General features: G+C 68.7%; 19 protein-coding genes and 1 tRNA gene. 15 read left to right on the forward strand and 5 right to left on the reverse strand.

Annotation, left to right across the window (positions count from 1 at the left end; genetic code table 11):
- Positions 1-423 precede the first annotated feature (423 nt).
- Together KPB06_RS13305 and KPB06_RS13310 are read left to right on the forward strand one after the other, a co-directional pair.
- A complete protein-coding gene (locus KPB06_RS13305) occupies positions 424-1464 on the forward strand; it encodes an alpha/beta hydrolase family protein (protein WP_275906091.1) in 1041 nt (346 codons plus the stop codon).
- Between the two features lie 123 nt (positions 1465-1587).
- Positions 1588-2343: a 4'-phosphopantetheinyl transferase family protein gene (locus tag KPB06_RS13310; RefSeq protein WP_275906092.1), complete on the forward strand. Its 756-nt coding sequence runs from the start codon at positions 1588-1590 to the stop codon at positions 2341-2343.
- Positions 2344-2364: 21 nt separating this feature from the next.
- On the opposite strand, the gene KPB06_RS13315 is transcribed toward KPB06_RS13310, so the two are convergent.
- Positions 2365-3285: a glutamate/aspartate ABC transporter substrate-binding protein gene (locus tag KPB06_RS13315; protein WP_275906093.1), complete on the reverse strand. Its 921-nt coding sequence runs from the start codon at positions 3283-3285 to the stop codon at positions 2365-2367.
- 211 nt (positions 3286-3496) lie between these two features.
- Between KPB06_RS13315 and hutH the strand changes: the two genes are divergently transcribed.
- The 10 genes from hutH to KPB06_RS13365 all read left to right on the forward strand — a co-directional run bounded on the left by hutH (position 3497) and on the right by KPB06_RS13365 (position 16048).
- Positions 3497-5020 (forward strand): histidine ammonia-lyase, encoded by a 1524-nt coding sequence (gene hutH, locus KPB06_RS13320; protein ID WP_059640055.1) that lies wholly within the window; start codon positions 3497-3499, stop codon positions 5018-5020.
- A 4-nt stretch (positions 5021-5024) separates the two neighbouring features.
- On the forward strand, positions 5025-5720 hold the full coding sequence (hutC, locus tag KPB06_RS13325) for a histidine utilization repressor (protein WP_059578316.1): 696 nt from the start codon (positions 5025-5027) through the stop codon (positions 5718-5720).
- A 38-nt stretch (positions 5721-5758) separates the two neighbouring features.
- Entirely contained in the window at positions 5759-7447 is a 1689-nt protein-coding gene (gene hutU, locus KPB06_RS13330; RefSeq protein ID WP_059578320.1) for a urocanate hydratase, read from the forward strand.
- A gap of 2 nt (positions 7448-7449) precedes the next feature.
- On the forward strand, positions 7450-8073 hold the full coding sequence (locus KPB06_RS13335; protein ID WP_059578323.1) for a HutD/Ves family protein: 624 nt from the start codon (positions 7450-7452) through the stop codon (positions 8071-8073).
- A 4-nt stretch (positions 8074-8077) separates the two neighbouring features.
- Positions 8078-9301: an imidazolonepropionase gene (gene hutI, locus KPB06_RS13340; protein ID WP_059578324.1), complete on the forward strand. Its 1224-nt coding sequence runs from the start codon at positions 8078-8080 to the stop codon at positions 9299-9301.
- 197 nt (positions 9302-9498) lie between these two features.
- Positions 9499-10875 carry a formimidoylglutamate deiminase gene (locus tag KPB06_RS13345; protein WP_059578327.1) on the forward strand — a complete coding sequence of 459 codons (1377 nt, stop codon included), beginning with the start codon at positions 9499-9501 and terminating at the stop codon, positions 10873-10875.
- A 57-nt stretch (positions 10876-10932) separates the two neighbouring features.
- A complete protein-coding gene (gene hutG / locus KPB06_RS13350; protein ID WP_059578330.1) occupies positions 10933-11730 on the forward strand; it encodes an N-formylglutamate deformylase in 798 nt (265 codons plus the stop codon).
- A gap of 733 nt (positions 11731-12463) precedes the next feature.
- Positions 12464-13276, forward strand: a complete 813-nt coding sequence (locus KPB06_RS13355) for a gamma-glutamyl-gamma-aminobutyrate hydrolase family protein (protein ID WP_059578332.1) — start codon at positions 12464-12466, stop codon at positions 13274-13276.
- Between the two features lie 11 nt (positions 13277-13287).
- Positions 13288-14625, forward strand: coding sequence for a glutamine synthetase family protein (locus KPB06_RS13360; RefSeq protein WP_060966349.1), 1338 nt, complete (start codon positions 13288-13290; stop codon positions 14623-14625).
- A gap of 28 nt (positions 14626-14653) precedes the next feature.
- Positions 14654-16048, forward strand: coding sequence for an aspartate aminotransferase family protein (locus KPB06_RS13365; RefSeq protein ID WP_275906094.1), 1395 nt, complete (start codon positions 14654-14656; stop codon positions 16046-16048).
- Positions 16049-16163: 115 nt separating this feature from the next.
- Here KPB06_RS13365 and KPB06_RS13370 read toward each other — a convergent pair.
- Positions 16164-16238: transfer RNA gene (locus KPB06_RS13370), tRNA-Val, on the reverse strand.
- Between the two features lie 99 nt (positions 16239-16337).
- Positions 16338-17240: a LysR family transcriptional regulator gene (locus KPB06_RS13375; RefSeq protein WP_275906095.1), complete on the reverse strand. Its 903-nt coding sequence runs from the start codon at positions 17238-17240 to the stop codon at positions 16338-16340.
- Between the two features lie 172 nt (positions 17241-17412).
- Between KPB06_RS13375 and KPB06_RS13380 the strand changes: the two genes are divergently transcribed.
- From KPB06_RS13380 to KPB06_RS13390, 3 genes are all read left to right on the forward strand, one after another.
- Positions 17413-19164, forward strand: a complete 1752-nt coding sequence (locus tag KPB06_RS13380) for an acyl-CoA dehydrogenase family protein (protein WP_275906096.1) — start codon at positions 17413-17415, stop codon at positions 19162-19164.
- On the forward strand, positions 19161-20363 hold the full coding sequence (locus KPB06_RS13385; RefSeq protein WP_275906097.1) for a CaiB/BaiF CoA transferase family protein: 1203 nt from the start codon (positions 19161-19163) through the stop codon (positions 20361-20363). The genes KPB06_RS13380 and KPB06_RS13385 overlap by 4 nt, the downstream gene beginning before the upstream one ends.
- Before the next feature lie 158 nt (positions 20364-20521).
- Positions 20522-21934 carry an MFS transporter gene (locus tag KPB06_RS13390; protein ID WP_275906098.1) on the forward strand — a complete coding sequence of 471 codons (1413 nt, stop codon included), beginning with the start codon at positions 20522-20524 and terminating at the stop codon, positions 21932-21934.
- A gap of 215 nt (positions 21935-22149) precedes the next feature.
- Here KPB06_RS13390 and KPB06_RS13395 read toward each other — a convergent pair whose 3' ends face one another.
- Positions 22150-22425, reverse strand: a complete 276-nt coding sequence (locus tag KPB06_RS13395; protein ID WP_006478357.1) for an oxidative damage protection protein — start codon at positions 22423-22425, stop codon at positions 22150-22152.
- 52 nt (positions 22426-22477) lie between these two features.
- Complete coding sequence (argA, locus tag KPB06_RS13400; RefSeq protein WP_059583282.1) at positions 22478-23857, reverse strand: amino-acid N-acetyltransferase; 1380 nt, start codon at positions 23855-23857, stop codon at positions 22478-22480.
- Between the last annotated feature and the right edge of the window lie 17 nt (positions 23858-23874).

Raw genomic sequence — 23874 nt, forward strand, 5'->3', positions numbered from 1 at the left:
AGAACGGGGCGTGCGTCAAGTTCAATGGAGGCGGGGTGATTGCGGAGGGCGGGGCGTGGAGCAAGTGTTGAAGCGCTGACTCCAACCGGGCACGCCATGGGACCGGAGTAGGCGCTGAAGCGCTAACTGGGGTCGACCGCCGTGGGGATGGAGTAAGCGCTGAAGCGCTAACTCCATCGAGCCACGCCATGGGACCAGAGTAGGCGCTAAAGCGCTAACTGGGGTCGACCGCCGTGGGGTTGGAGTAAGCGCTGAAGCGCTAACTCCAACCAGCCACGCCATGGGACCAGAGTAAGCGCTAAAGCGCCAACTCCGGTCGACCGCCGTGGGGTTGGAGTAAGCGCTGAAGCGCTAACTCCAACCAGCCACGCCATGGGACCAGAGTAAGCGCTAAAGCGCTAACTCTGGTCGACAGGAGACACGATGACGATTTCGAACGAGAACAGCGGCGCGCCACAGGCCAATCGCACGGCCGACGCGTTGCCACCCGAACCCGTGACGCTGCGCGCAGCCGACGGCTACGAACTGCGCGCCCATGTCTGGCGCCATCGCGGCGGCGGCGCCGTGCGGCCCGTGACGGTCGTCAATTGCGCGACGTCGGTGCGCTGCGACTACTACTTTCGTTTCGCGGCCTGGCTGTTCGCGCAAGGGCGCGATGTGCTCGTCTACGACTATCGCGGCATCGGCGGGTCGCGCCCGGCGCGGCTCGCCAAGCTGGACGCGAACTGGCTCGACTGGGGGCGGCTCGATTGCGAAGCCGCGCTGCACTACGCGCGCGACGCGTTTCCGGGGCAGCCGCTCGACGTGGTCGCGCACAGCATCGGCGGCTGCGTGCTCGGCCTCGCGGCATCGAACGTGCACGCGCGGCATGTGGTCACCGTCGGCGCGCAGTATGCGTACTGGCGCGATTACCTGCCGGCCGAGCGACGCCGGATGTGGTGGAAGTGGCATGTCGCGATGCCCGCGCTCGCGGCCGTGTTCGGCTACGTGCCCGCGAAGCGGCTCGGCTGGATGGAGGACACGCCGCGCGGCGTCGCACTGTCGTGGGCGCGCTCGCAGCCGCGTTTCGAGGATGGCTACATCGGCAGCGTGCTCGACGACGGCGCCACGAGTCGCACCGCGTTGCCGGCGCGCTTCGCGGGGCTGTCGGCGCCGATGCTCGCGATCGGCATCGACGACGACGCGTTCGGCACGGTCGACGCAATCGAGCGGCTGGCCGGCTATTACACGGGCAGCAACGTCACGCATCTGCGGATCGCGCCGGCCGACATCGGCGTCGACGCGATCGGCCATTTCGCGTTTTTCCACAGCCGCTTCACCGACACGCTGTGGCCCGTCGCGCTGTACTGGCTGCAACACGGCGTGCTGCCGGCCGATGCGCCGGGCGTCGTGCACGCGCTGCACCCGGCGTCGCGCGGGCGGCTGACGGGGAGCGGCTTGCCCGGCATCGCCGCGAACGGGTGACCACGCATCCGCGCACGCATCGCGCAGCCCCGTTCAATGCCCGATCGTGTCGCAGCGGCCGCAGGCCGGCACGATCGATTAACATCGGACCTTTCGTTTTACCGCACCGACTGCCGCGCGCCGATGTCCATTCCGTCCGATTCCGCTTCTTCCGTTGAAACGCCCCGCGCATGGCGCATGCATGCGCTCGACGTGCCGCCCGCCGCGGCGCGCGCCGGCGTGCGGATCGCGCGCGTCGATTTCGACTGGCGCGTGCCGCTCGTGTCGGCCGCGTATGCGGCGCTGAGCGATGACGAGCGCGCCCGCGCCGCGCGCTTCCTGCGGCACGAGGATGCGGTGCGCAGCGCCGCGACGCGCGCCGCGCTGCGCGACGTGCTCGGCGCGGCGCTCGGCATCGCGCCGCGTGCGGTCGCGATCGTCGTCGACGCAGCGGGGCGGCCGTCGCTGGACCCTGCGCATCGCGCGTCGCTCGACTTCAACGTGTCGCACGCGGGCGAGCATGCGCTGCTCGCGTGGGCGCCGGCAGGCCGCGTCGGCGTCGATATCGAGGGCTGCAACCGCGCGACCGACTGGCGTGCGCTGACGCGCGAAGTGTGCGCGCCCGCCGAGATCGCGTATCTCGACGGCCTGCCGCCCGGCGCGCGCGAGGGTGAATTCATGCGCGTGTGGTCCGCAAAGGAGGCGCTGCTCAAGGCGCTCGGCACCGGCATCGTCGGCGGGCTGCGCGCGTTCGCGGTCGTGCCGCCGCGCGACGCGGCGACGCCCGCGACGACGATCGTCGAGCCGGCCGCGCCCGCCGCCGGCGTCGCGGCGTTCGACTCGGCGTGGCTCGACGCGGCGCCCGGCTACGCGGCGTGCGTCGCGTGGACGCGCGCGTAAGCCGGTGTCGACGCGCGGCGCTCACTCGAGCGGCGCGTCGTTCGGCGCCGCATAGCGCGCCTTGATCACGTCGCTCATCGGGAAGTCGAACGACAGCCCCTTCGGCGGCACCGGCTTCAAGAACCACTTGTCGTACAGCGCGTCGATCTCGCCGCTTTTCATCAACTGCACGAGCACGCCGTCGACGAGCGCCTTGAATTGCGGATCGTCCTTGCGCAGCATGAACCCGTACGCCTCCGACGATTGCGGCGTGCCGACGATCCGCCAGTCGGCCGGTTTCGCGGCGAGCTGGCGCACGCCCGCGAGCAGCACGTCGTCCATCATGTACGCGGCCGCGCGGCCGGATTCGAGCGTGAGGCGTCCTTCGCCGTAGTCCTTCGCGCCGATGATCTGCATGCCCATCTTCCTTTCTTCGTTCATCTTGCGCAGCAGGCGTTCGGACGTCGTGCCCTGGTTCGTCACGACCGTCTTGCCGGCGAGATCGGGGAAGTCGCGGATACCCGAACTCGTGCGCGTGAGCAGGCGCGTCGTCGCGACGAAGAAGGTGGTCGAGAACGCGACCTGCGCATGGCGCGCGGCGAGGTTGGTGGTCACGCCGCATTCGAGATCGACGGTGCCGTTCTGCACGAGCGGAATGCGGTTCTGCGACGTGACCGGAATGAAGCGCACCTGCAGGTCGGGCTTGCCGGTGCGCGCCTTCGCCGCCGCGATCACGCGGTCGCACAGGTCCTGCGAGAAACCGACGACCTTGCCGCTGGCATCGACATAGGAGAACGGCACCGACGTTTCGCGATGGCCGATCGAAATCAGGTTGGCCTGGCGGATCTTGTCGAGCGTGCCGGACAGCCGCTCCGCCGCGAAGGACGCACCGTGCGCGAGCGCGCACGCGGCGACGAGCAGGGGGAAGCCGAGGCGGGCGGCGAATCGTGACGGGAAGGGCATGACGGTCTCCGTGGCGAGTGATGATTCGTATGTTGCCAAAAATAAAATAATTGCAACAGATGTTAAGAGCCGGATCGCGGCGACCGGCCCGGCGGGCCTGCCGGGCATCAGGGAAACTCCCGAGTCGGAATAATGAAAAACGGGTTGTCTAGACAAGTGTGGGTGGCTACACTTCAATCCATTCCGAACTTGTCTAGACAGGATTGCTCACATGATTACGTTGACCCCCGGCCACCTGACGCTCCCGCAACTGCGCCGGATCGCACGTGAATCCGTGCAACTGAAGCTCGACCCGGCCAGCTTCGCGAAGATCGACGCCGGCGCGAAGGCCGTCGCCGACATCGCCGCGAAGGGCGAGCCGGCCTACGGCATCAACACGGGCTTCGGCCGCCTGGCGAGCACCCACATCCCGCACGACCAGCTCGAACTGCTGCAGAAGAACCTCGTGCTGTCGCACGCGGTCGGCGTCGGCGAGCCGATGGCGCGTTCGTCGGTGCGCCTGCTGATGGCGCTGAAGCTGTCGAGCCTCGGCCGCGGCCACTCGGGCATCCGTCGTGAAGTGATGGACGCGCTGATCACGCTGTTCAACGCCGACGTGCTGCCGCTGATCCCGGTGAAGGGCTCGGTCGGCGCGTCGGGCGACCTCGCGCCGCTCGCGCACATGTCGGCCGTGCTGCTCGGCGTCGGCGAAGTGTTCATCCGCGGCGAGCGCGCGAGCGCGCTCGACGGTCTGCGCGTCGCGGGCCTCGCGCCGCTGACGCTGCAAGCGAAGGAAGGCCTCGCGCTGTTGAACGGCACGCAGGCGTCGACCGCGCTCGCGCTCGACAACATGTTCACGATCGAAGACCTGTACCGCACCGCGCTCGTCGCCGGCGCGCTGTCGGTCGACGCGGCGGCCGGCTCGGTGAAGCCGTTCGACGCGCGCATCCACGAACTGCGCGGCCACCAAGGCCAGATCGACGCGGCCGCGTCGTACCGCGAACTGCTCGAAGGCTCGCCGATCAACCAGTCGCATCGCGACTGCGACAAGGTGCAGGATCCGTACAGCCTGCGCTGCCAGCCGCAGGTGATGGGCGCGTGCCTGGACCAGATGCGCCACGCGGCCGACGTGCTGCTCGTCGAAGCGAACGCCGTGTCGGACAACCCGCTGATCTTCCCGGACACCGGCGAAGTGCTGTCGGGCGGCAACTTCCACGCGGAGCCGGTCGCGTTCGCCGCCGACAACCTCGCGCTCGCCGCAGCGGAAATCGGCGCGCTGGCCGAACGCCGCATCGCGCTCCTGATCGACGCGACGCTGTCGGGCCTGCCCCCGTTCCTCGTGAAGGACGGCGGCGTGAACTCCGGCTTCATGATCGCGCACGTGACGGCGGCCGCACTCGCATCGGAAAACAAGACGCTCGCGCACCCGGCGTCGGTCGACTCGCTGCCGACCTCGGCGAACCAGGAAGACCACGTGTCGATGGCGACGTTCGCCGCGCGCAAGCTCGCCGACATCGCGGACAACACGAAGCACATCCTCGCGATCGAGCTGCTGGCCGCCGCCCAGGGCGTCGACCTGCGTGCGCCGTACCACACGAGCCCGAAGCTCGCGCCGGTGATGGAGACGATTCGCAGCCAGGTCGCGCACTACGAACTCGACCACTACTTCGCGCCGGACATCGCGGCGATCGCGAAGCTCGTCGGCGAGCGTGCGTTCGCGAAGGTCGCGCCGTTCTCGTTCGCATCGGAACAGTAAGCCGATGAGCGCGCCGGTCTACCAGGAGATCAAGGATTTCATCCTGGCCCGCATTCACGCCGGCGAGTGGGAGGAGGGCGACCAGGTGCCGTCCGAGAACGAACTGGCGCGCGAGTTCAAGGTGGCGCGCATGACCGTCAACCGCGCATTGCGCGAGTTGACGGCGGAGCAGGTGCTCACGCGCATGAAGGGCGCGGGCACCTACGTCGCGCGGCCGAAGTACGAGTCGACGCTGGTGGCGATCCGCAGCATCTCCGAGGAAGTCGGCGCGCGCGGGCATGCATACCGCGCCAGTGTGCTCGGCCTCGACACGATCCGCGCCGACGAGGCCCTCGCCGACGAGATGCAGGTGGCCGTGCGCACGAAGCTGTTTCATTCGCAGGTGCTGCACTTCGAAAACGACGAGCCCGTGCAGCTCGAAGAACGATGGGTGAATCCGGCGGTCGCGCCGGATTACGCCGAGCAGGATTTCACGAACACGACGCCGAACCTGTACCTGATGCGCGCGGCGCCGCTGCAGCGCGTCGAGTACCGGATCGAAGCGGCGGCCCCGGCGCCGGAGCGGCGCGAGCAGCTGCGGATGGACGACGTCGAGCCGTGTCTGGTTTTACATCGGCGCACCTGGTCGCAGGGCGTCGTCGCCTCGGTGGCGAATCTGTGGCATCCCGGCAGCCGTTATCGCTTCACCGGGCATTTCTGATTCCTTATTGATCTCAATTTCCCTCGGGAGCAGTCGTCATGAACCATCCGAAACACATCGATCCCCGTCTCGATCCGACGCGCACGATCCGCGCGCCGCGCGGCAGCGAGAAGACGTGCAAGACCTGGCTGGCCGAAGCGGCCTACCGGATGATCCAGAACAACCTCGACCCGGAAGTCGCCGAACATCCGCACGCGCTCGTCGTGTACGGCGGCATCGGCCGCGCGGCGCGCAACTGGGAATGCTACGACCAGATCCTCGCGTCGCTGAAGGATCTCGAGGAAAACGAAACGCTGCTGATCCAGTCGGGCAAGCCGGTCGGCGTGTTCCGCACGCACAAGGATGCGCCGCGCGTGCTGCTCGCGAACTCGAACCTCGTGCCGCACTGGGCGAACTGGGATCACTTCCACGAGCTCGACCGCAAGGGCCTGATGATGTACGGCCAGATGACGGCCGGCAGCTGGATCTACATCGGCAGCCAGGGCATCGTGCAGGGCACCTATGAAACCTTCTTCTCGGTCGCGAACCAGCACTTCAACGGCGATCCGTCGGGCCGCTGGATCCTGACGGGCGGCCTGGGCGGGATGGGCGGCGCGCAGCCGCTCGCCGCGACGATGGCCGGCTTCTCGATGATCGCGGTCGAATGCGACGAGACGCGCATCGACTTCCGCCTGAAGACGCGCTACGTCGACAAGAAGGCGACGACGCTCGACGAGGCGCTCGGCATGATCGACGAAGCGAAGCGCACCGGCAAGCCGGTGTCGGTCGGCCTGCTCGGCAACGCGGCCGACGTGTTCGCGGAACTCGTCGCGCGCGGCATCACGCCGGACTGCGTGACCGACCAGACGAGCGCGCACGATCCGATCAACGGCTACCTGCCGCAAGGCTGGACCGTCGCGCAATGGCGCGAAGCGCAAAAGGTCGATCCGCAGAGCATCGTGAAGGTCGCTAAGCAGTCGATGGCCGTCCAGGTGCGCGCGATGCTCGCGCTGCAGGAACGCGGCGCGGCGACGCTCGACTACGGCAACAACATCCGCCAGATGGCGCTGGAAATGGGCGTCGAGAACGCATTCGACTTCCCGGGCTTCGTGCCGGCGTACATCCGGCCGCTGTTCTGCGAAGGCAAGGGCCCGTTCCGCTGGGTCGCGCTGTCCGGCGATCCGGAAGACATCTACAAGACCGACCAGAAGGTGAAGGAGCTGATCCCCGACGATCCGCACCTGCACAACTGGCTCGACATGGCGCGTGAGCGCATCGCGTTCCAGGGCCTGCCTGCACGGATCTGCTGGGTCGGCGTGAAGGATCGCTATCGCCTCGGCCAGGCGTTCAACGAGATGGTGAAGAACGGCGAACTGAAGGCGCCGATCGTGATCGGCCGCGACCACCTCGACACCGGTTCGGTCGCGAGCCCGAACCGCGAGACGGAATCGATGAAGGACGGCTCGGACGCCGTCAGCGACTGGCCGCTGCTGAACGCGCTGCTGAACACCGCAGGCGGCGCGTCGTGGGTGTCGCTGCACCATGGCGGCGGCGTCGGCATGGGCTTCTCGCAGCACTCGGGCGTCGTGATCGTCGCCGATGGCACGGCCGACGCGCACGAGCGTCTCGGTCGCGTGCTGCTGAACGATCCGGCGACGGGCGTGATGCGCCATGCGGATGCCGGCTACGAACTCGCGCAGCAGACGGCTCGCGAAGCCGGCCTCAAGCTGCCGATGCTCGGCCGCTGAGCATGACGGCGCTCGATCAGGCGCCGGCGAACGCAACACCGGCCGTCGCGGTAATCCGCGCGGCGGATCTCGTTGCGTCGCGGTGGAAGAACGGCGGTGGCGTGACGCGCGAAATCGGCGCGTTCCCGCCCGGCGCGGCACTCGATGCGTTCGCGTGGCGCGTGAGCGTCGCGGACGTCGGCACGGCCGGGCCGTTCTCGCGTTTCGACGGCGTCGACCGTACGCTCGTGCTGCTGTCCGGCGCGGGCATGACGCTCGCAGAAGCGGGCGGCGCGCGGCACGTGCTGGACGCGCCGCTGGCCCGCGCGGATTTCGCGGGCGAGACGGCGATCGATGCGACGCTGCACGACGGCGCGACGCGCGACTTCAACCTGATGACGCGCCGTTGCGCCGCGCGTGGCGCGCTCGACGTGTGGCGCGCGGGCGCGCACCGTCTTGCGCCGGCCGATACCGTGCTGCTGTTCTGCGCGGCCGGTGCGGTCGGCGTCGACATCGACGGCATGCACTACGCGCTGGAAGACATGGACACGTTGCGGCTCGACGGGCCGCCGCGTGCGTTTGACGTCGTCGTGAGCGGAAGCGGCGCGCTGCTCGCCGTCACGCTTGCCGTCGGCGAACGAGACTGAACGCATGAAACCGACTGTCTGGCATCACCTGAGGCTGTGTCCGCACGGCCATCCCGACGAGACGATCGACGACGCGGCGATCGCCGTCGACGAAACCGGCACGATCGCGTGGCTCGGCGCGCTGTCCGCGCTGCCGCACGGTTACGCGCACTGGCGGCGCGAGGACCTGCACGGCGCGTGGGTGACGCCGGGCCTCGTCGACTGCCATACGCACCTCGTGTACGGCGGCACGCGTGCCGACGAATTCGCGCAGCGCCTCGCGGGCGTCAGCTACGAGGAAATCGCGCGGCAGGGCGGCGGGATCGTGTCGACGGTGCGCGCGACGCGCGCGGCCGACGAGACGACGCTGTTCGTGCAGGCTGCCGCGCGCCTGCAGCCGCTGCTCGCCGAAGGCGTGACCGCGATCGAGATCAAATCCGGCTACGGGCTGGACCTCGCGAGCGAGCGCAAGATGCTGCGCGTCGCGCGCCAGCTCGGCGAGCGCTTCCCGGTCAGCGTCTACACGACCTTCCTCGGCGCGCATGCGCTGCCGCCCGAATATGCGGGCCGCGCGGATGCGTACATCGACGAAGTGTGCGACCGGATGCTGCCGACGCTGGCCGACGAAGGGCTCGTCGACGCGGTCGACGTGTTCTGCGAACGCATCGGCTTTTCGCTCGCGCAGACCGAGCGCGTGTTCGAGGCCGCGACGCGGCGCGGGCTGCCGGTGAAGCTGCATGCGGAGCAACTGTCGAATGCGGGCGGCACGGCGCTTGCCGCGCGCTACCGCGCGCTGTCCGCCGATCACCTCGAATTTCTCGACGAAGCCGGCATCGAGGCGATGAAGGCGGCCGGCACGGTCGCCGTGCTGCTGCCCGGCGCGTACTACTTCATCCGCGAAACGCAACTGCCGCCGATCGAGCTGCTGCGCAAGCACGGCGTGCCGATCGCGCTCGCGACCGATCACAACCCCGGCACGTCGCCGCTTGAATCGCTGCTGCTGACGCTGAACATGGGCTGCACGCTGTTCCGCATGACGGTGCCCGAGGTGCTGCAGGGCGTCACGCGCCATGCGGCCGCGGCGCTCGGCCGCGCGGATCGTCACGGCGCGCTCGAAGTCGGTCGACAGGCCGACTTCGCCGCGTGGTCGGTCGGCTCGCTGGCCGAGCTCGCGTACTGGATCGGCCGGCCGCTGTGCGAGCAGGTCGTCCGCGGCGGCACGACCGTGTTTCGCCGGATGAACGGATAAGTTTCACGTCGGCCGGGCCGGGTCGTGACGGACCGGGCCCGGCCGACGCCTTGCATGGGACCGGGCCCGGCGCGCCAGCGCGCCCTCCGGTCGATCGCCGCGACGCAGGGGCGGGCGCGATGCGCTCGCGCCTGCCGGCCGCGGTACCGGGCCGGACGACACGCTTGCGTGCTGGATCCGGTCGATGAGGACTCGCAATGACCGACACGATGTTGTTCGCGGACCATGCCTACCTGCCCGATGGCTGGCGCCGCAACGTGCTGCTGCGCTGGGACGCGGCCGGCACGCTGACCGACGTGACGCCCGACACCGACGCCCCGGCGGGCGTCGCGCGCGCGGCCGGGCCGGTGCTGCCCGGCATGCCGAACCTGCATTCGCACGCATTCCAGCGCGCGATGGCGGGGCTCACCGAATACCGCGCGAATCCCGCCGACAGCTTCTGGAGCTGGCGCGACCTGATGTACCGCTTCGCGCTGAAGATCACGCCCGACGCGCTCGCGGCGATTGCACGCTGGCTGTACGTCGAGATGCTCAAGTGCGGCTACACGTCGGTGTGCGAATTCCACTACGTGCATCACGCGCAGGACGGCTCGCGCTATCCGCGGATCGCCGAGCTCGGCTCGCGCGTGATCGACGCCGCGCGCTCGGCCGGCATCGGCATCACGATGCTGCCCGTGTCGTACCAGTTCGCGGGCTTCGGCAACAAGCCGCCGCGCGACGACCAGCGCCGTTTCATCAACACGCCCGACGGCGTGCTCGAACTGCTCGACGCGATGCGTCGCGCGGCGCCCGAGCATGGCGGGCTGCGCTACGGCGTCGCGCCGCATTCGCTGCGCGCGGTGTCCGAGAACGGGCTGCGTGCGCTGCTCGACGGGTTGCCCGACGATGCGCCGGTGCATATCCACATCGCCGAGCAGACGGCCGAGGTCGACGACTGCGTGCGCGCTTACGGCGCACGTCCCGTGCAATGGCTGCTCGATCGATTCGACGTCGATGCGCGCTGGTGCCTCGTGCACGCCACGCACGTCGATGCGGCCGAGACGGCGGCGCTCGCGAGGCGTCGCGCGGTCGCCGGGCTGTGCCTGACGACCGAAGCGAACCTCGGCGACGGCGTGTTCCCGGCCGTCGACTATCTCGCGCAAGGCGGCGTGATCGGCGTCGGCTCGGACAGCCACGCATCGGTCGAGTGGCGCTCGGAGCTGCGCCTGCTCGAATACGGGCAGCGGCTCGTGCATCGTGCGCGCAACGTGCTGGCGAGCGAATCGCAGGCGCACGTCGCCGATCGCCTGTTCGACGCGTCGCTCGCGGGCGGCGCGCAGGCGAGCGGGCGGCGCATCGGCGCGCTGCGTGCAGGCTGTCGCGCCGACTGGCTCGTGCTCGATCCCGATCATCCGGCGATTGCCGAACACGACAGCGCGGCATGGCTGTCGGGCATCGTGTTCGCCGAACACGGCGAGACGCCGGTGCTCGACGTCTACACGGGCGGCGAGCGCGTCGTGAGCGGCCGCCGCCATCGCGACGAAGCCGCCGCGTATGCCGACTACCGCGCCGCGCTGGCGCAATTGCTGCGCTGACGCGCGGCAACCGGCGCGCCGCATGCGCGCGCCGGCAGACTCTTACGGTGAGGCGACATGACTGAACAACCGGCTGTATTCACGCTGAAGCAGGGCACGCTGCCGCTGCTGATCTCGATTCCGCACGCGGGCACGCACATTCCCGACGACATCGCCGCGACGATGACGCCCGACGCGCGCTTCGTCGACGATTGCGACTGGCATCTCGAGCGGCTGTACGGCTTCGCGGCCGAACTCGGCGCATCGATCCTCGTGCCGTCGCACGCGCGTTACGTCGTCGACCTGAACCGTCCGCCCGACAACGAGAACCTGTATCCGGGGCAGGACACGACGGGGCTCGTGCCGATCGATACGTTCGACAAGGCGCCGCTGTATCCGGCGAACGCGCTGCCCGGCAACGACGAGATCATGCGTCGCCGCGACCGTTACTGGCTGCCGTATCACGACGCGCTGCAACGCGAGATCGCGCGCCTGAAGGGCGAACACGGCCGCGTGCTCGTGTGGGAAGCGCATTCGATCCGCTCGCATGTGCCGCGTTTCTTCGACGGCCGCCTGCCGGACTTCAACTTCGGCACGTCGAGCGGGGCGAGTGCGGCGCCCGGTCTCGCGGAGGCGCTGGCTGCGCGTGTACTCGCGCACGGCGGCTACACGGCCGTCGCGAACGGGCGCTTCAAGGGCGGCTACATCACGCGTCACTATGGCATGCCCGAGACCGGCGTCGAGGCCGTGCAGCTCGAACTGTCGCAGATCACCTACATGGAAGAGACGCGTCCGTACGCGTACGACGAAGCGCGTGCCGCGCGGATCGTGCCGCTGCTGCGGACGCTCGTCGAAACCGCGCTCGCGCATCGCTGAGCACGAGCCGCCACGATGCGGCGGCGCGGCGCGAGGGCACGTCCTGCCCCGCCGGCCCGTAGCCGGCAAGCCGATGCAATGCACAAAACGGCATCGATCGCGCGGATCGATGCCGTTTTTTTCATCTGATCGGTGTCGTCATCGCCCCCTGAAAAGTTGACGCAATTTTTAGGTGATATAAGCTGAATGTCAGGAAGTCGTCATGCGCGCACCGGCGGCGAGGCCATCGACGATGGCCGGCCTGCGCCGGAATGCGCGCGAGACATCTTGCTGACGTGTCGCCACGCGGCATTGCGACACGTGTCCTGCCTCCATCAGTCAGTCGAGTACGATCGTGAAAGCCGCCAGCCCTTCGATACGCCGGACGCGAAGTCCGTCGGCGGGCGCGCCGCCTCAGGCCGGGCCGAACCGGCATGCTGATCGCGGCACGCGCGCCGCCCCGTTACGCGAGCCTCGTTTCTTCGCCATTTCCCATCGCGGCCCGCGCCGCTTCAATCTCGTGACCGTGCACCTGTTCAGCGCGGTGCAGTGCGACGGCAGCGCGTCGTTGTTGCCCTAGCGTCCCTTTCCGCTCCCGTCCCGGGCCGTACCGCCTGTTGCCGCACCGTTCGCGCGGCGGGATCGCGTCTGCGCCTGCGCTGGCGCGGCGCGATTGCACGCGCGTGCGGCGTACCCATGGACCTGCGTCGTTGCGCGCACGAGCGTGTCGTGCACGATTACCGGAGAGACGCCGATGCGTGCGCGACCGATCGTAGCCGTCACCGCCGACCGCATCCTGCGCGGCGCCCATCCGAACCACGCGGCGGGCGAGAAGTACCTCACCGCGCTCGTCGACGGCGCCGGCGCGCTGGCGTTCGTGCTGCCCGCGCTCGGCGCGCGGCAGCCGGCCGAGGCGATCGTCGCGGCGGTCGATGGGCTGCTGTTGACCGGCAGCTATTCGAACGTCGAGCCGCATCATTACGGCGGCGCCGCGGGCGCGCCCGACACGCTGCACGATCCGGCGCGCGATGCGACCGCGTTGCCGCTGATCCGTGCGGCGATCGACGCGGGCGTACCCGTGCTCGCGATCTGCCGCGGCATGCAGGAGCTGAACGTCGCGTATGGCGGCACGCTGCATCAGCGGCTGCATGCGACGACCGGCTTCGACGACCATCGCGAACGGCCGGCCGATCCGCTCGAACGGCAGTACGGTCCCGCGCACGTCGTGCGGCTCGCGCCGGACGGCCTGCTGCAGCGGATCGCGCGCGGCGCGCGCGAGGCGACGGTCAATTCGCTGCACGACCAGGGCATCGCGCGCCTGGGCGCAGGGCTTGCCGTCGAAGCGAGCGCGCCCGACGGGCTGGTCGAGGCCGTCAGCGTGCGCGGCGCGCGTGCGTTCGCGCTGGGCGTGCAGTGGCATCCCGAATGGCGCTACGCGGAGCAGCCGCTGTCGCGCGACATCTTCGCGGCATTCGGCGCGGCGTGCCGCGCGCGGATGGCGCACCGCCTTCATGCGGCCGGCGGCGCGACACCGTCGCCGGCCGCATCCGACATCGATATCGACTAACGAGACCGATCATGCAACCCGAACTGAGCGAATTCCTGCGTCAGCACCGCATTACCGAAGTCGAGGCGATCATTCCCGACATGGCCGGCATCGCGCGCGGCAAGATCATTCCGCGCAACAAGTTCGAATCCGGCGAGTCGATGCGCCTGCCGCAGGCCGTGATGGTGCAGACCGTCACCGGCGACTATCCGGAAGACGGGTCGCTGACCGGCGTGACCGACCCCGACATGGTGTGCGTGCCCGATCCGTCGACGATCTGCCTGATCCCGTGGGCCGTCGACCCGACCGCGCAGGTGATCCACGACTGCGTGCACTTCGACGGCTCGCCGGTCGAGATCTCGCCGCGCTACGTGCTGCGCCGCGTGCTCGACTTGTACAAGGCGAAGGGCTGGACGCCCGTCGTCGCACCCGAGCTGGAGTTCTATCTGGTCGACATGAACGCCGATCCCGACTTGCCGCTGCGTCCGCCCGTCGGCCGCACGGGGCGGGCGGAAACGGGCCGCCAGTCGTATTCGATCGAGGCCGTCAACGAGTTCGATCCGTTGTTCGAGGACATCTACGAGTACTGCGAAATGCAGGGCCTCGATATCGAGACGCTGATTCACGAAGTCGGCGCCGCGCAGATGGAGATCAACTTCGTGCATGGCGATGCGCTGTCGCTGGCCGACCAGGTGTTCCTGTTCAAGCGCACCGTGCGCGAGGCCGCGCTGCGCCACAACATGTATGCGACGTTCATGGCCAAGCCGATGGAGGGCGAGCCGGGCTCCGCGATGCACATCCATCAGAGTCTCGCCGATGCGCGCACCGGCCGCAACCTGTTCGCCGACGAAGGCGGGGTCGTGTCGCCGCTGTTTCACAGCTATCTCGCGGGGCTGCAGAAGTACACGCCGGCGCTGATGCCGATCTTCGCGCCGTACATCAACTCGTATCGCCGCCTGTCGCGCTTCATGGCCGCACCGATCAACGTGCAGTGGGGGTACGACAACCGCACGGTGGGCTTTCGCATTCCGCAGTCGAGCCCCGTCGCGCGACGCATCGAGAACCGGATTCCGGGTGTCGACTGCAACCCGTACCTCGCGCTCGCGGCGACGCTCGCCGCCGGCTATCTCGGCATCACGCAACAGCTCGCGCCGACCGAGCCGATCGCATCCGACGGCTACGACCTGCCGTACCAACTGCCGCGCAACCTCGAGGAAGGCATCTCGCTGATGGCCGCGTGCGAGCCGCTCGCCGGCATCCTCGGCGACAAGTTCGTGAAGGCCTATCTGGCGTTGAAGGAAACCGAATACGAAGCGTTCTTCCGCGTGATCAGCTCGTGGGAACGCAGGCACCTGCTGCTGCACGTGTAAGCGTGCGGCGCTGTTTGACGGAGAAAACATGACCGATCGAAACGAAGCACTTTCGCAGTACTCGACCGCCGAATACCGCGCGCTCGACGCCGCGCACCACATCCACCCGTTCTCGGACATGGGCGCGCTCAACCGTGCCGGCAGCCGCGTGATCGTGAAGGCCGACGGCGTCTACCTGTGGGACTCGGACGGCAACAAGATCATCGACGGGATGGCCGGCCTCTGGTGCGTGAACGTCGGCTACGGCCGCAAGGAACTCGCCGACGCCGCGTATCGCCAGATCCAGGAACTGCCGTTCTACAACACGTTCTTCAAGACCACGCATCCGCCGATCATCGAGCTTTCCGCGATGCTCGCGGAAGTGACACCGGCCGGCTTCAACCACTTCTTCTACTGCAACAGCGGCTCGGAAGGCAACGACACCGTGCTGCGCCTCGTGCACCAGTACTGGCGCGTGCAGGGCAAGCCGCAGAAGAAATACGTGATCTCGCGCAGGAACGGCTATCACGGCTCGACGATCGCGGGCGGCACGCTCGGCGGGATGGGCTACATGCACGAGCAGATGCCGTCGAAGGTCGAGCACATCGTGCATATCGACCAGCCGTATTTCTTCGGCGAAGCACAGGCAGGCGAGACGCCCGAAGCGTTCGGCCTCGCGCGTGCGCAGCAGCTCGAGGCGAAGATTCTCGAACTCGGCGCGGACAACGTCGCCGCGTTCATCGGCGAGCCGTTCCAGGGCGCGGGCGGCGTGATCTTCCCGCCGTCGACGTACTGGCCGGAAATCCGGCGGATCTGCCGCAAGTACGACATCCTGCTGGTGGCCGACGAGGTGATCGGCGGGTTCGGACGCACCGGAGAATGGTTCGCGCATCAGCACTTCGGCTTCGAGCCGGACCTGATCACGATGGCGAAGGGCCTGACGTCGGGCTACGTACCGATGGGCGCGGTGGGCATACACGAGCGCGTCGCGCGCCCGATCATCGACAACGGCGAATTCAACCACGGCCTCACGTATTCGGGCCACCCGGTGGCGGCGGCCGTCGCGGTCGCGAACCTGAAGTTGCTGCGCGACGAAGGGATCATCGAGCGCGTGAAGACCGAGATCGGCCCGTATTTCCAGCGCCGGCTGCGTGCCGCGCTGGGCGATCATCCGATCGTCGGGGAGATTGCCGGGGCAGGGCTCGTCGCGGGCGTTCAGCTTGCGCGCGATCGTGAGCGGCGCGAGCGGTTCGATGCGAGTGTCGATATCGGCACGATCTGCCGCGACTTCTGCTTCAACGGCAACCTGATCATGCGCGCGACCGGCGACCGGATGCTGCTGTCGCCGCCGCTCGTGATTCGCGAGGCGGAGGTCGACGAGATCGTCGACAAGGCGAAGCGTGCGTTTGACGCGACGGCGCAGCGGGTGGGGGACGTGCGGTAAGGCGTTACCTGCGAGCGGACGCGGCGGCGCATGACGTGGCGCCGCGTCGTGCAGGACACGCGCGACGCCAAAACGAAAAGGGCCTGCGTCGTGAGACGCAGGCCCTTGAATTCTTTGGTGGGCGGTACTGGGATCGAACCAGTGACCCCTGCCGTGTGAAGGCAGTGCTCTACCGCTGAGCTAACCGCCCAAAGAAGAATCAAATTATGTCAGAGCTTTTGGGGTTCGTAAAGCCCTTTGTGCAAATTTTTTTCAAACAGCTGCCAACGCCATTGCACGCGCCGCGCGCTCAGCCCGCGAGCGCGGGCAGCGCATCGATCGATGCGAGCACGTAGCCGGCAAAGCGCAGCGCCACCGGTTCGGCGGTGCCGCTGCGTTTCAGCGCGAGCGTGCGCGATTCGAGCGACGCATCCTTCAGCGGCAGGAACGCGAGCCGATCGCTTTTCGCCCGCTGCAGCACCTGCGGCACCAGCGCGATGCCCATTCCGAACTCGATCATCGACAGGATCGTCTGCCATAGCCGTGCCTCGTGGCGGATCAGCGGACTGAACCCCGCGTTCACGCACTGCGCGATGATCAGGTCGTGATAGTGCGGCGCGGCGTCGCGCGGAAACAGGATGAACGGTTCCGTCGCGAGCGTGGCGAGCGCGACCTGCCTGCGCCGCGCGAGCGGATGCGCGGCCGGCAGGCAGCACACGAACGGCTCCGCATAGACGGGCGCCGATTCGACGTCGGGCGGGAAGCGGCCCCAGTGCGCATAGCCGAGATCGATCTGGCCGCGCTGGATCGCCTGCACCTGCGCGTGCGTGTTCATCTCGCTCAACACGACCTCGACGCCCGGATAGTCGGCCTCGAAGCGACGCACCGCGTCCGGCAGCCCACGATACAGCATCGAGTGGACGAAGCCGATCCGCAGCCGGCCCGCGAGACCCGACGCGGAGCGCACCGTCAGGCGCTCGGCTTCGGCTGCCTGCAGCAGCAGCCGGCGCGCCTCGCCGAGCAGCACCTCGCCCGCGTTGGTCAGCGCGACCGTCTTGTTGGTGCGCGAAAAGAGCTGCACGCCGAGCGCGTCCTCGAACTTGCGGATGTCGAAACTCAGCGCCGGCTGCGAGATGAACAGGCGCTTCGCCGCGCGCCCGAAATGCAGCTCCTCGGCAACGGCCACGAAGTAGCGCAACTGCCTCAGTTCCATGGTGTCTCCTCCCGGCGGCGGCATCGATAAGCGACATCTATCGTACCGGACAAATCCTGTATTGGACGCTTATCGATCGCGCGCCTACGCTCTGCGGGAGGCTTGACGCAGGGCCGGCCGATGCCGCGACATCCGGCCCGGCCAATGCGCAGGCAACCCAGGAGACGCACGCATGAACGATACCGCTCGCACGCCGGACACCGGCGCATCCAATATCCCCGACAGCCGGGGCCTCAATTTCTTCACCGTCGATCCCGATCTCGGCGCGTTGCTGAAGCTGCATCTCGGCGACGCGTGCTATGCCGAACTCGAGCCGCGGCTGCGCGCGCTCGGCGCCCGCGTATCGGGCGAACTCGACGAATGGGCGTCGCGCGCGGACAAGCATCCGCCCGTGCTCGAGCACCGCAATCGGCGCGGCGAGGCCGTGCAGCGGATCGACAAGGATCCGGCCTACGTCGCGCTCGAACGCGTCGCGTATGCGGAACTCGGGCTCGCGTCGCTCAGCCACGGATCCGAAACCGTGCCGCCGCTCGTCAAGTACGCGCTGACGTTCCTGTTCGTGCAGGCGGAATTCGGGCTGTGCTGCCCGGTCAGCATGACCGATTCGCTGACGCGCACGCTGCGCCGCTTCGGCGATCCGGCGCTCGTCGCGCGCTATCTGCCGAGGCTCGCGTCGCGCGACTTCGACACGCTGTACCAGGGCGCGATGTTCATGACCGAGCAGGCGGCCGGCTCCGACGTCGGCCGGATCGCGACGCGCGCGACCCGCGAAACCGACGCGCACGGCGAGGCCGTCTGGCGCCTGACCGGCGACAAGTGGTTCTGCTCGAATGCGGACGCCGATCTCGCGATGGTGCTCGCACGGCCCGACGGCGCGCCGGACGGCATCAAGGGCCTCGCGCTGTTCCTGCTGCCGAAGACGCTGCCGGACGGCACGCGCAACCGCTACCGGATCGTGCGCCTGAAGGACAAGCTGGGCAGCCGTTCGATGGCGAGCGGCGAGATCGTGCTCGAAGGCGCGCAGGCTTGGCTGATCGGCGAGATCGGCCGCGGTTTTCACCAGATGGCCGACATGATCAACATGTCGCGGCTGTCGAACGGCGTGCGCGCGGCGGGGCTGATGCGGCGCGCGCTGAACGAGGCGCTGCACGTCGCCGCGCATCGCGAGGCGTTCGGGCGCAAGCTGATCGAGATGCCGCTGATGCAGCGCCAACTGATGAAGATGCTGCTGCCGGCCGAAGCCGCGCGCGCGATGTTCATGCAGATCGCGTTGCTGTTGCCGCAGGCCGACGCGGGCGACGAGCAGGCGGCGCGCTGCGTGCGGATCCTGACGCCTCTGATCAAGTTCCGCGCCTGTCGCGACGCGCGCCGCGTGACGGGCGACGCAATGGAAGTGCGCGGCGGCACCGGCTATATCGAGGAATGGAGCGACGCGCGGCTCGTGCGCGACGCGCACCTCGGTTCGATCTGGGAAGGCACGAGCAACATCGTCGCGCTCGACGTCGCGCGCGCCGCGCAGCGCGAGCATGCGCTCGACGCGCTGCGCACGTTCCTCGGCGATCGTCTGGGCGCGGCGCCGCTGCCCGACGCGAGCCGCACGGCGCTGCGGCGCATCCTCGCGCGGGCGTGCGATGCGCTCGCGAGGGTGGCCGGAGAAGGCGACGACGCGCGCGTGCGGCAGGCCGCGTCCGCGCTGTATTACGCGAGCGCGGCCGTGCTGATGGCCTGCGAGGGCGCACGGCTCGCACCGGATTTCAGGCGTCTCGCGCTCGCACACCTGATCGTACGTCACAAGCTGCTGCCGGTCGATCCGCTCGCGCCGGCGCCGCGCGACGACGAATCGGCCGCGTCCGACGCGCTGCTGCGCGGCCTGCCGGTCGCGCTCGACACGGCCCTCGACCTGCTGCCGGAGGTCGAGCGATGAACGCGACGCGTGGCGCACTGGACGGCCTGAAGGTCGTCGACCTGAGCCGGGTGCTCGGCGGCCCGTATTGCACGCAGGCGCTCGCCGATCACGGCGCGACGGTGGTCAAGATCGAGCCGCCCGCCGGCGACGAGACGCGCGGCTGGGGGCCGCCGTTCCTCGGCGACACGGCCTGGTACTTCATGGGCGTGAACCGCAACAAGGAAGGGCTCGCGCTCGACCTGTCGCGCGAAGAAGGGCGCGCGATCCTGTGGCGCCTGCTCGAAGAAGCCGACGTGCTCGTCGAGAACTTCAAGCCGGGCACGCTCGCGCGCTGGGGGATGGACTACGCACGCGACCTGCAGCCGCGCTTTCCGCGCCTGATCCACTGCGCGGTGACGGGCTTCGGCGACGACGGTCCGCTCGGCGGGCTGCCGGGTTACGACGCGGTGATCCAGGCGATGGCCGGGCTGATGAGCGTGAACGGCGAACGCGACGGCGACGCGACCCGCATCGGCCTGCCGATCGTCGACATGGTCACGGGGCTGAACGCACTCGCCGGCATCCTGCTGGCGCTCGCGGAGCGCGAGAAGAGCGGGCGCGGGCAGTCGATCGACGTGGCGCTGTACGACTGCGGCGTGTCGCTGCTGCATCCGCACCTGCCGAATTTCTTCGGGTCGGGCCGCGTGCCGGAACGCAGCGGCAACGCGCATCCGAACATCGCGCCGTACGACAGCTACCGCACGGCGACCGTGCCGATCTTCCTCGCGGTCGGCAACGACCGGCAGTTCGCGCGGCTCGTCGCGCATCTCGGCGCACCGGCGCTCGCCGGCGATCCGCGCTTCGTCGACAACCGCAGCCGCTGCGCGCATCGCCCGGAGCTGAAGACGGAACTGGAAGCGCGGCTCGGCGCGCACGCGTGCGAGCCGCTCGCGCGCGACCTGATGGCGGCCGGTGTGCCGTGCGGGCCGGTGCGCACGGTGGCCGACGTCGCGCACGATCCGCATGCGCTGCATCGCGAGCTGTTCGTCGAGATCGGCGCGTATCGCGGCACCGCGTCGCCGGTGAAGCTGTCGCGCACGCCGGCCACCTACCGGTCGGCGCCGCCCGCGCTCGGCCGCGACACGCGCGCGGTGCTCGATCGGCTCGGCGTCGATCGCGCGCTTCAGCAGCAATTGCTCGATGCCGGCGTGCTGAAGGTCGGGCCGGACGAGACGTGACGGGCCGAGGGCGCCCGCAAACGAACGTCGTCCCGAACGGACCGACGCCGACATCAAGCAACGCAACGTAGCGCAACCCCGCCAGCCGGCGGCGCAAGGCCGGCCCTCCGGCAACGCGCGCGACCGTCGCGCCGCCGATCACAAACATGGAGACATCGATGAGCCGTCCGCAATCCCCGCCCGCCGCGCAGCCGCGGCCTGGCCGCGCCGCCCTCGCGGCGTTCGTCGGCACCACGATCGAGTGGTACGACTTCTACATCTACGGCACGGCCGCGGCGCTCGTGTTCGGCAAGGTGTTCTTTTCCAGCACGATGGACCCCGGCGTCGCGACGCTGCTCGCGTTCGTCACGTTCTGGGCCGGCTTCGCCGCGCGGCCGCTCGGCGGGATCGTGTTCGGGCATCTCGGCGATCGCGTCGGCCGCAAGACGGCGCTCGTGATCACGCTGGTGATGATGGGGCTCGCGACGACCGGCATCGGGCTGCTGCCCGGCTATGCGTCGATCGGCGTGTGGGCGCCCGCGGGCCTCGTCGTGCTGCGCGTGCTGCAGGGCATCGCGGTCGGCGGCGAGTGGGGCGGCGCGGTGCTGATCGCGAGCGAGAACGCGCCGAAGCATCGCAGCATCCTGTATGCGGCGTTCGCGCAGCAGGGCTCGCCCACCGGCAACCTGCTGGCCACGGCCGCGTTCTTCGCGCTGAGCGCGCTGCCGACGCCGTCGTTCCTGATGTGGGGCTGGCGCATTCCGTTCCTGCTGTCGGCCGTGCTCGTGATCATCGGGATGGTGATCCGGCTGAAGCTCGAGGAATCGGTCGACATGCAGCGCGTGCTCGCGCGCAAGCGCACGGTGAAGCTGCCGCTGCGCGACGTCGTGCGCGACCACTGGGTCGTCGTGCTGCTCGCGGCCGGCACGCTGCCGGTGATCAACGTCACGTATTTCCGCAGCACGTTCGCGCTGTCGTGGGCGACCAAGGAACTCGGTTATGCGCAGGGTACGTTCCTCGGCATCCTGTCGATCTCGCTCGTCGTGCAGTTCCTGATGCAGCCGGTCGGCGCATGGTTCGTGTCGAAGATCGACATGCGGCGCGCGATGTGCTGGATTCTGATCCCGGAAATCGTGCTGATGCCCGTGATGTTTCATGCGCTCGCGACGGGTTCGTACTGGGTCGCCGTCGCGGGCATGTGCATCTCGACGATTCCGTCGGCGATGTTCTACGGCGCGGTCGGCGGCGTGCTCGCGCGCGTGTTCCCGGCCAACATCCGCTACACGGGCCTGTCGCTCGCGTATCAGTTGAGCGCGCTCGTCGTCGGCGGCGGCACGCCCGTGCTCGCGCAGGCGATCCTCAATGCGACGGGCAGCATCGTCGGCGTCGCGATCGCGTCGGGTCTCTATGCGCTCGTGTCGCTTGTCTGCATGGTGGCGCTGCTCAATCGCACCGGACATCGCGCCGACGAACTGTCGAGCGCCGAGCGCAGCGATGCGGCCGAGTGGGGCACCGAGCATACGGGCGCAGGGAACCCGGGCGGCGAAGCCGCGCCACCCGACGATCGCGGGACGTTGAAACCCGCGGGTTGAGCGGGCAGGTTGGCGCGATGCGCCGAGGCGGCGGCGCGGCGATTCCGCGGCATCGGGCGCCGGGCGGGCCGTGCGTCGCGTTGCCTTCGCGCGCGCCAGATCAGGCGTCCCAAAAGCAAACGGCACCGTGCGAGACACGGTGCCGTTTGCTTGGGGCTTTTGCTTCACGTCGCGACGCCGCCGGCACGGCCGGCCGTCGCGAGTCGCGTCGTCGCTCAGCCTTCCGTCGGCGGCACGTAGCCGGACGCCTGGTCCGCGCCGTCGCCGAAGAAGTACTTCTCCGTCTGCTTCATCAGATACTGGCGCGCGCGCGGGTCGGCCATGTTCAGGCGGTTTTCGTTGATCAGCATCGTTTGCTGCTTGAGCCAGCCTTGCCACGCTTCCTTCGAGACGCTCTCGTAAATGCGCTTGCCGAGTTCGCCCGGCAGCGGCGGGAAATCGAGGCCTTCGGCTTCCTTGCCGAGCTTCGCGCATTGGATCATTCGAGCCATCGTGTACTTCTCCTGTAATCGGTGTCTGGGGGAAGGGCAGTCGTGCCGGTGCTCAGAGCTGCTTCATCAGCACGAGCGACTTGCGCTGCCAGTTATAGAGTTTGCGACGGTCTTCCGGCAGGTCGTCGACGCTGACCTTGACGAAGCCGCGCTTGAGGAACCAGTGCTCGGTGCGCGTCGTGAGCACGAAGATGTGCGTGAGGCCGCGCGCGCGGGCGCGCTGCTCGATGCGCTTGAGCAGGCGTTCGCCGTCGCCCGAGCCCTGCGCTTCCGGCGCGACCGTCAGGCACGCCATCTCGCCGATCTTCTCCTGCTGGTACGGGTACAGCGCCGCGCAGCCGAACAGCACGCCATCGTGCTCGATCACCGAGAAGTGGTCGATGTCGCGTTCGATCTGGTGGCGGCCGCGCCGCACCAGCGTGCCGTCCGATTCGAGCGGCTCGATCAGCGACAGGATGCCGCCGACGTCGTCCGGCGTCGCTTCGCGCAGGCTTTCGAGGTTCTCGTACGAGATCATCGTGCCGACGCCGTCGTGCAGGAACAGTTCGAGCAGCATGCTGCCGTCGAGCGATTGCGGAATCAGGTGCGCGCGGGTCACGCCGCCGCGGCACGCGCGGATCGAATGCTTGAGGAAGAATGCGTCGTCGCCCTGGATGTTGCCGGAATCGAGCAGCTCGGCGGCCGCGTCGAGCGACATTTCGCGGACCAGGTCGCCTTCGTCGTCGACGATGCCGGGCCCTTCGGTCAGGAAGATGATCTTGTCGGCGCGCAGCGCGATCGCGGCCGCCGACGCGACGTCCTCCATCGACAGGTTGAACGCCTCGCCGGTCGGCGAGAACCCGAGCGGCGACAGCAGCACGAGCTTGCGGCTCGCGAGCGAATGACGGATCGATTCGGCGTCGATCTTGCGCACGATGCCCGTGTGCGCGAAATCGACTCCATCGAGAATCCCCACCGGCCGCGCGGTCACGAAGTTGCCCGACACGACGCTGATGTGCGCGTGCGCCATCGGCGAGTTCGGCAGACCCTGGCTGATCGCGGCCTCGATGTCGAGACGCACTTCACCGGCCGCTTCCTTCGCGGATTCGAGCGCGCGCGCATCGGTGATGCGCAGCCCGTGCGAAAACTCGGATTCGACACCGTGCAGGCTCAACTGCTCCTCGACCTGCGGGCGCGAGCCGTGGACCAGCACGATCTGGATGCCCATCGCCTGCAACAGCGCGATGTCCGATACGAGCGCGTTCAGCAGCCCCTGCTGCACCACCTCGCCGCCGAACCCCACGACGAACGTGCTGTTGCGGAACTTGTGGATATAGGGCGCGACGGAGCGCATCCAGTCGACGAACTGCGCGTGGCTGGCGGCCGAATCGTCGGCGGCCGGCGGCGTCGCGGCGCCGGTCTGGGCGGGAGGGAGGTCGGTTTGGGAATTCATGGGCGGGATTATAATGC

This window comes from Burkholderia semiarida, from assembly GCF_029268935.1.
Lineage (GTDB): Bacteria > Pseudomonadota > Gammaproteobacteria > Burkholderiales > Burkholderiaceae > Burkholderia > Burkholderia semiarida.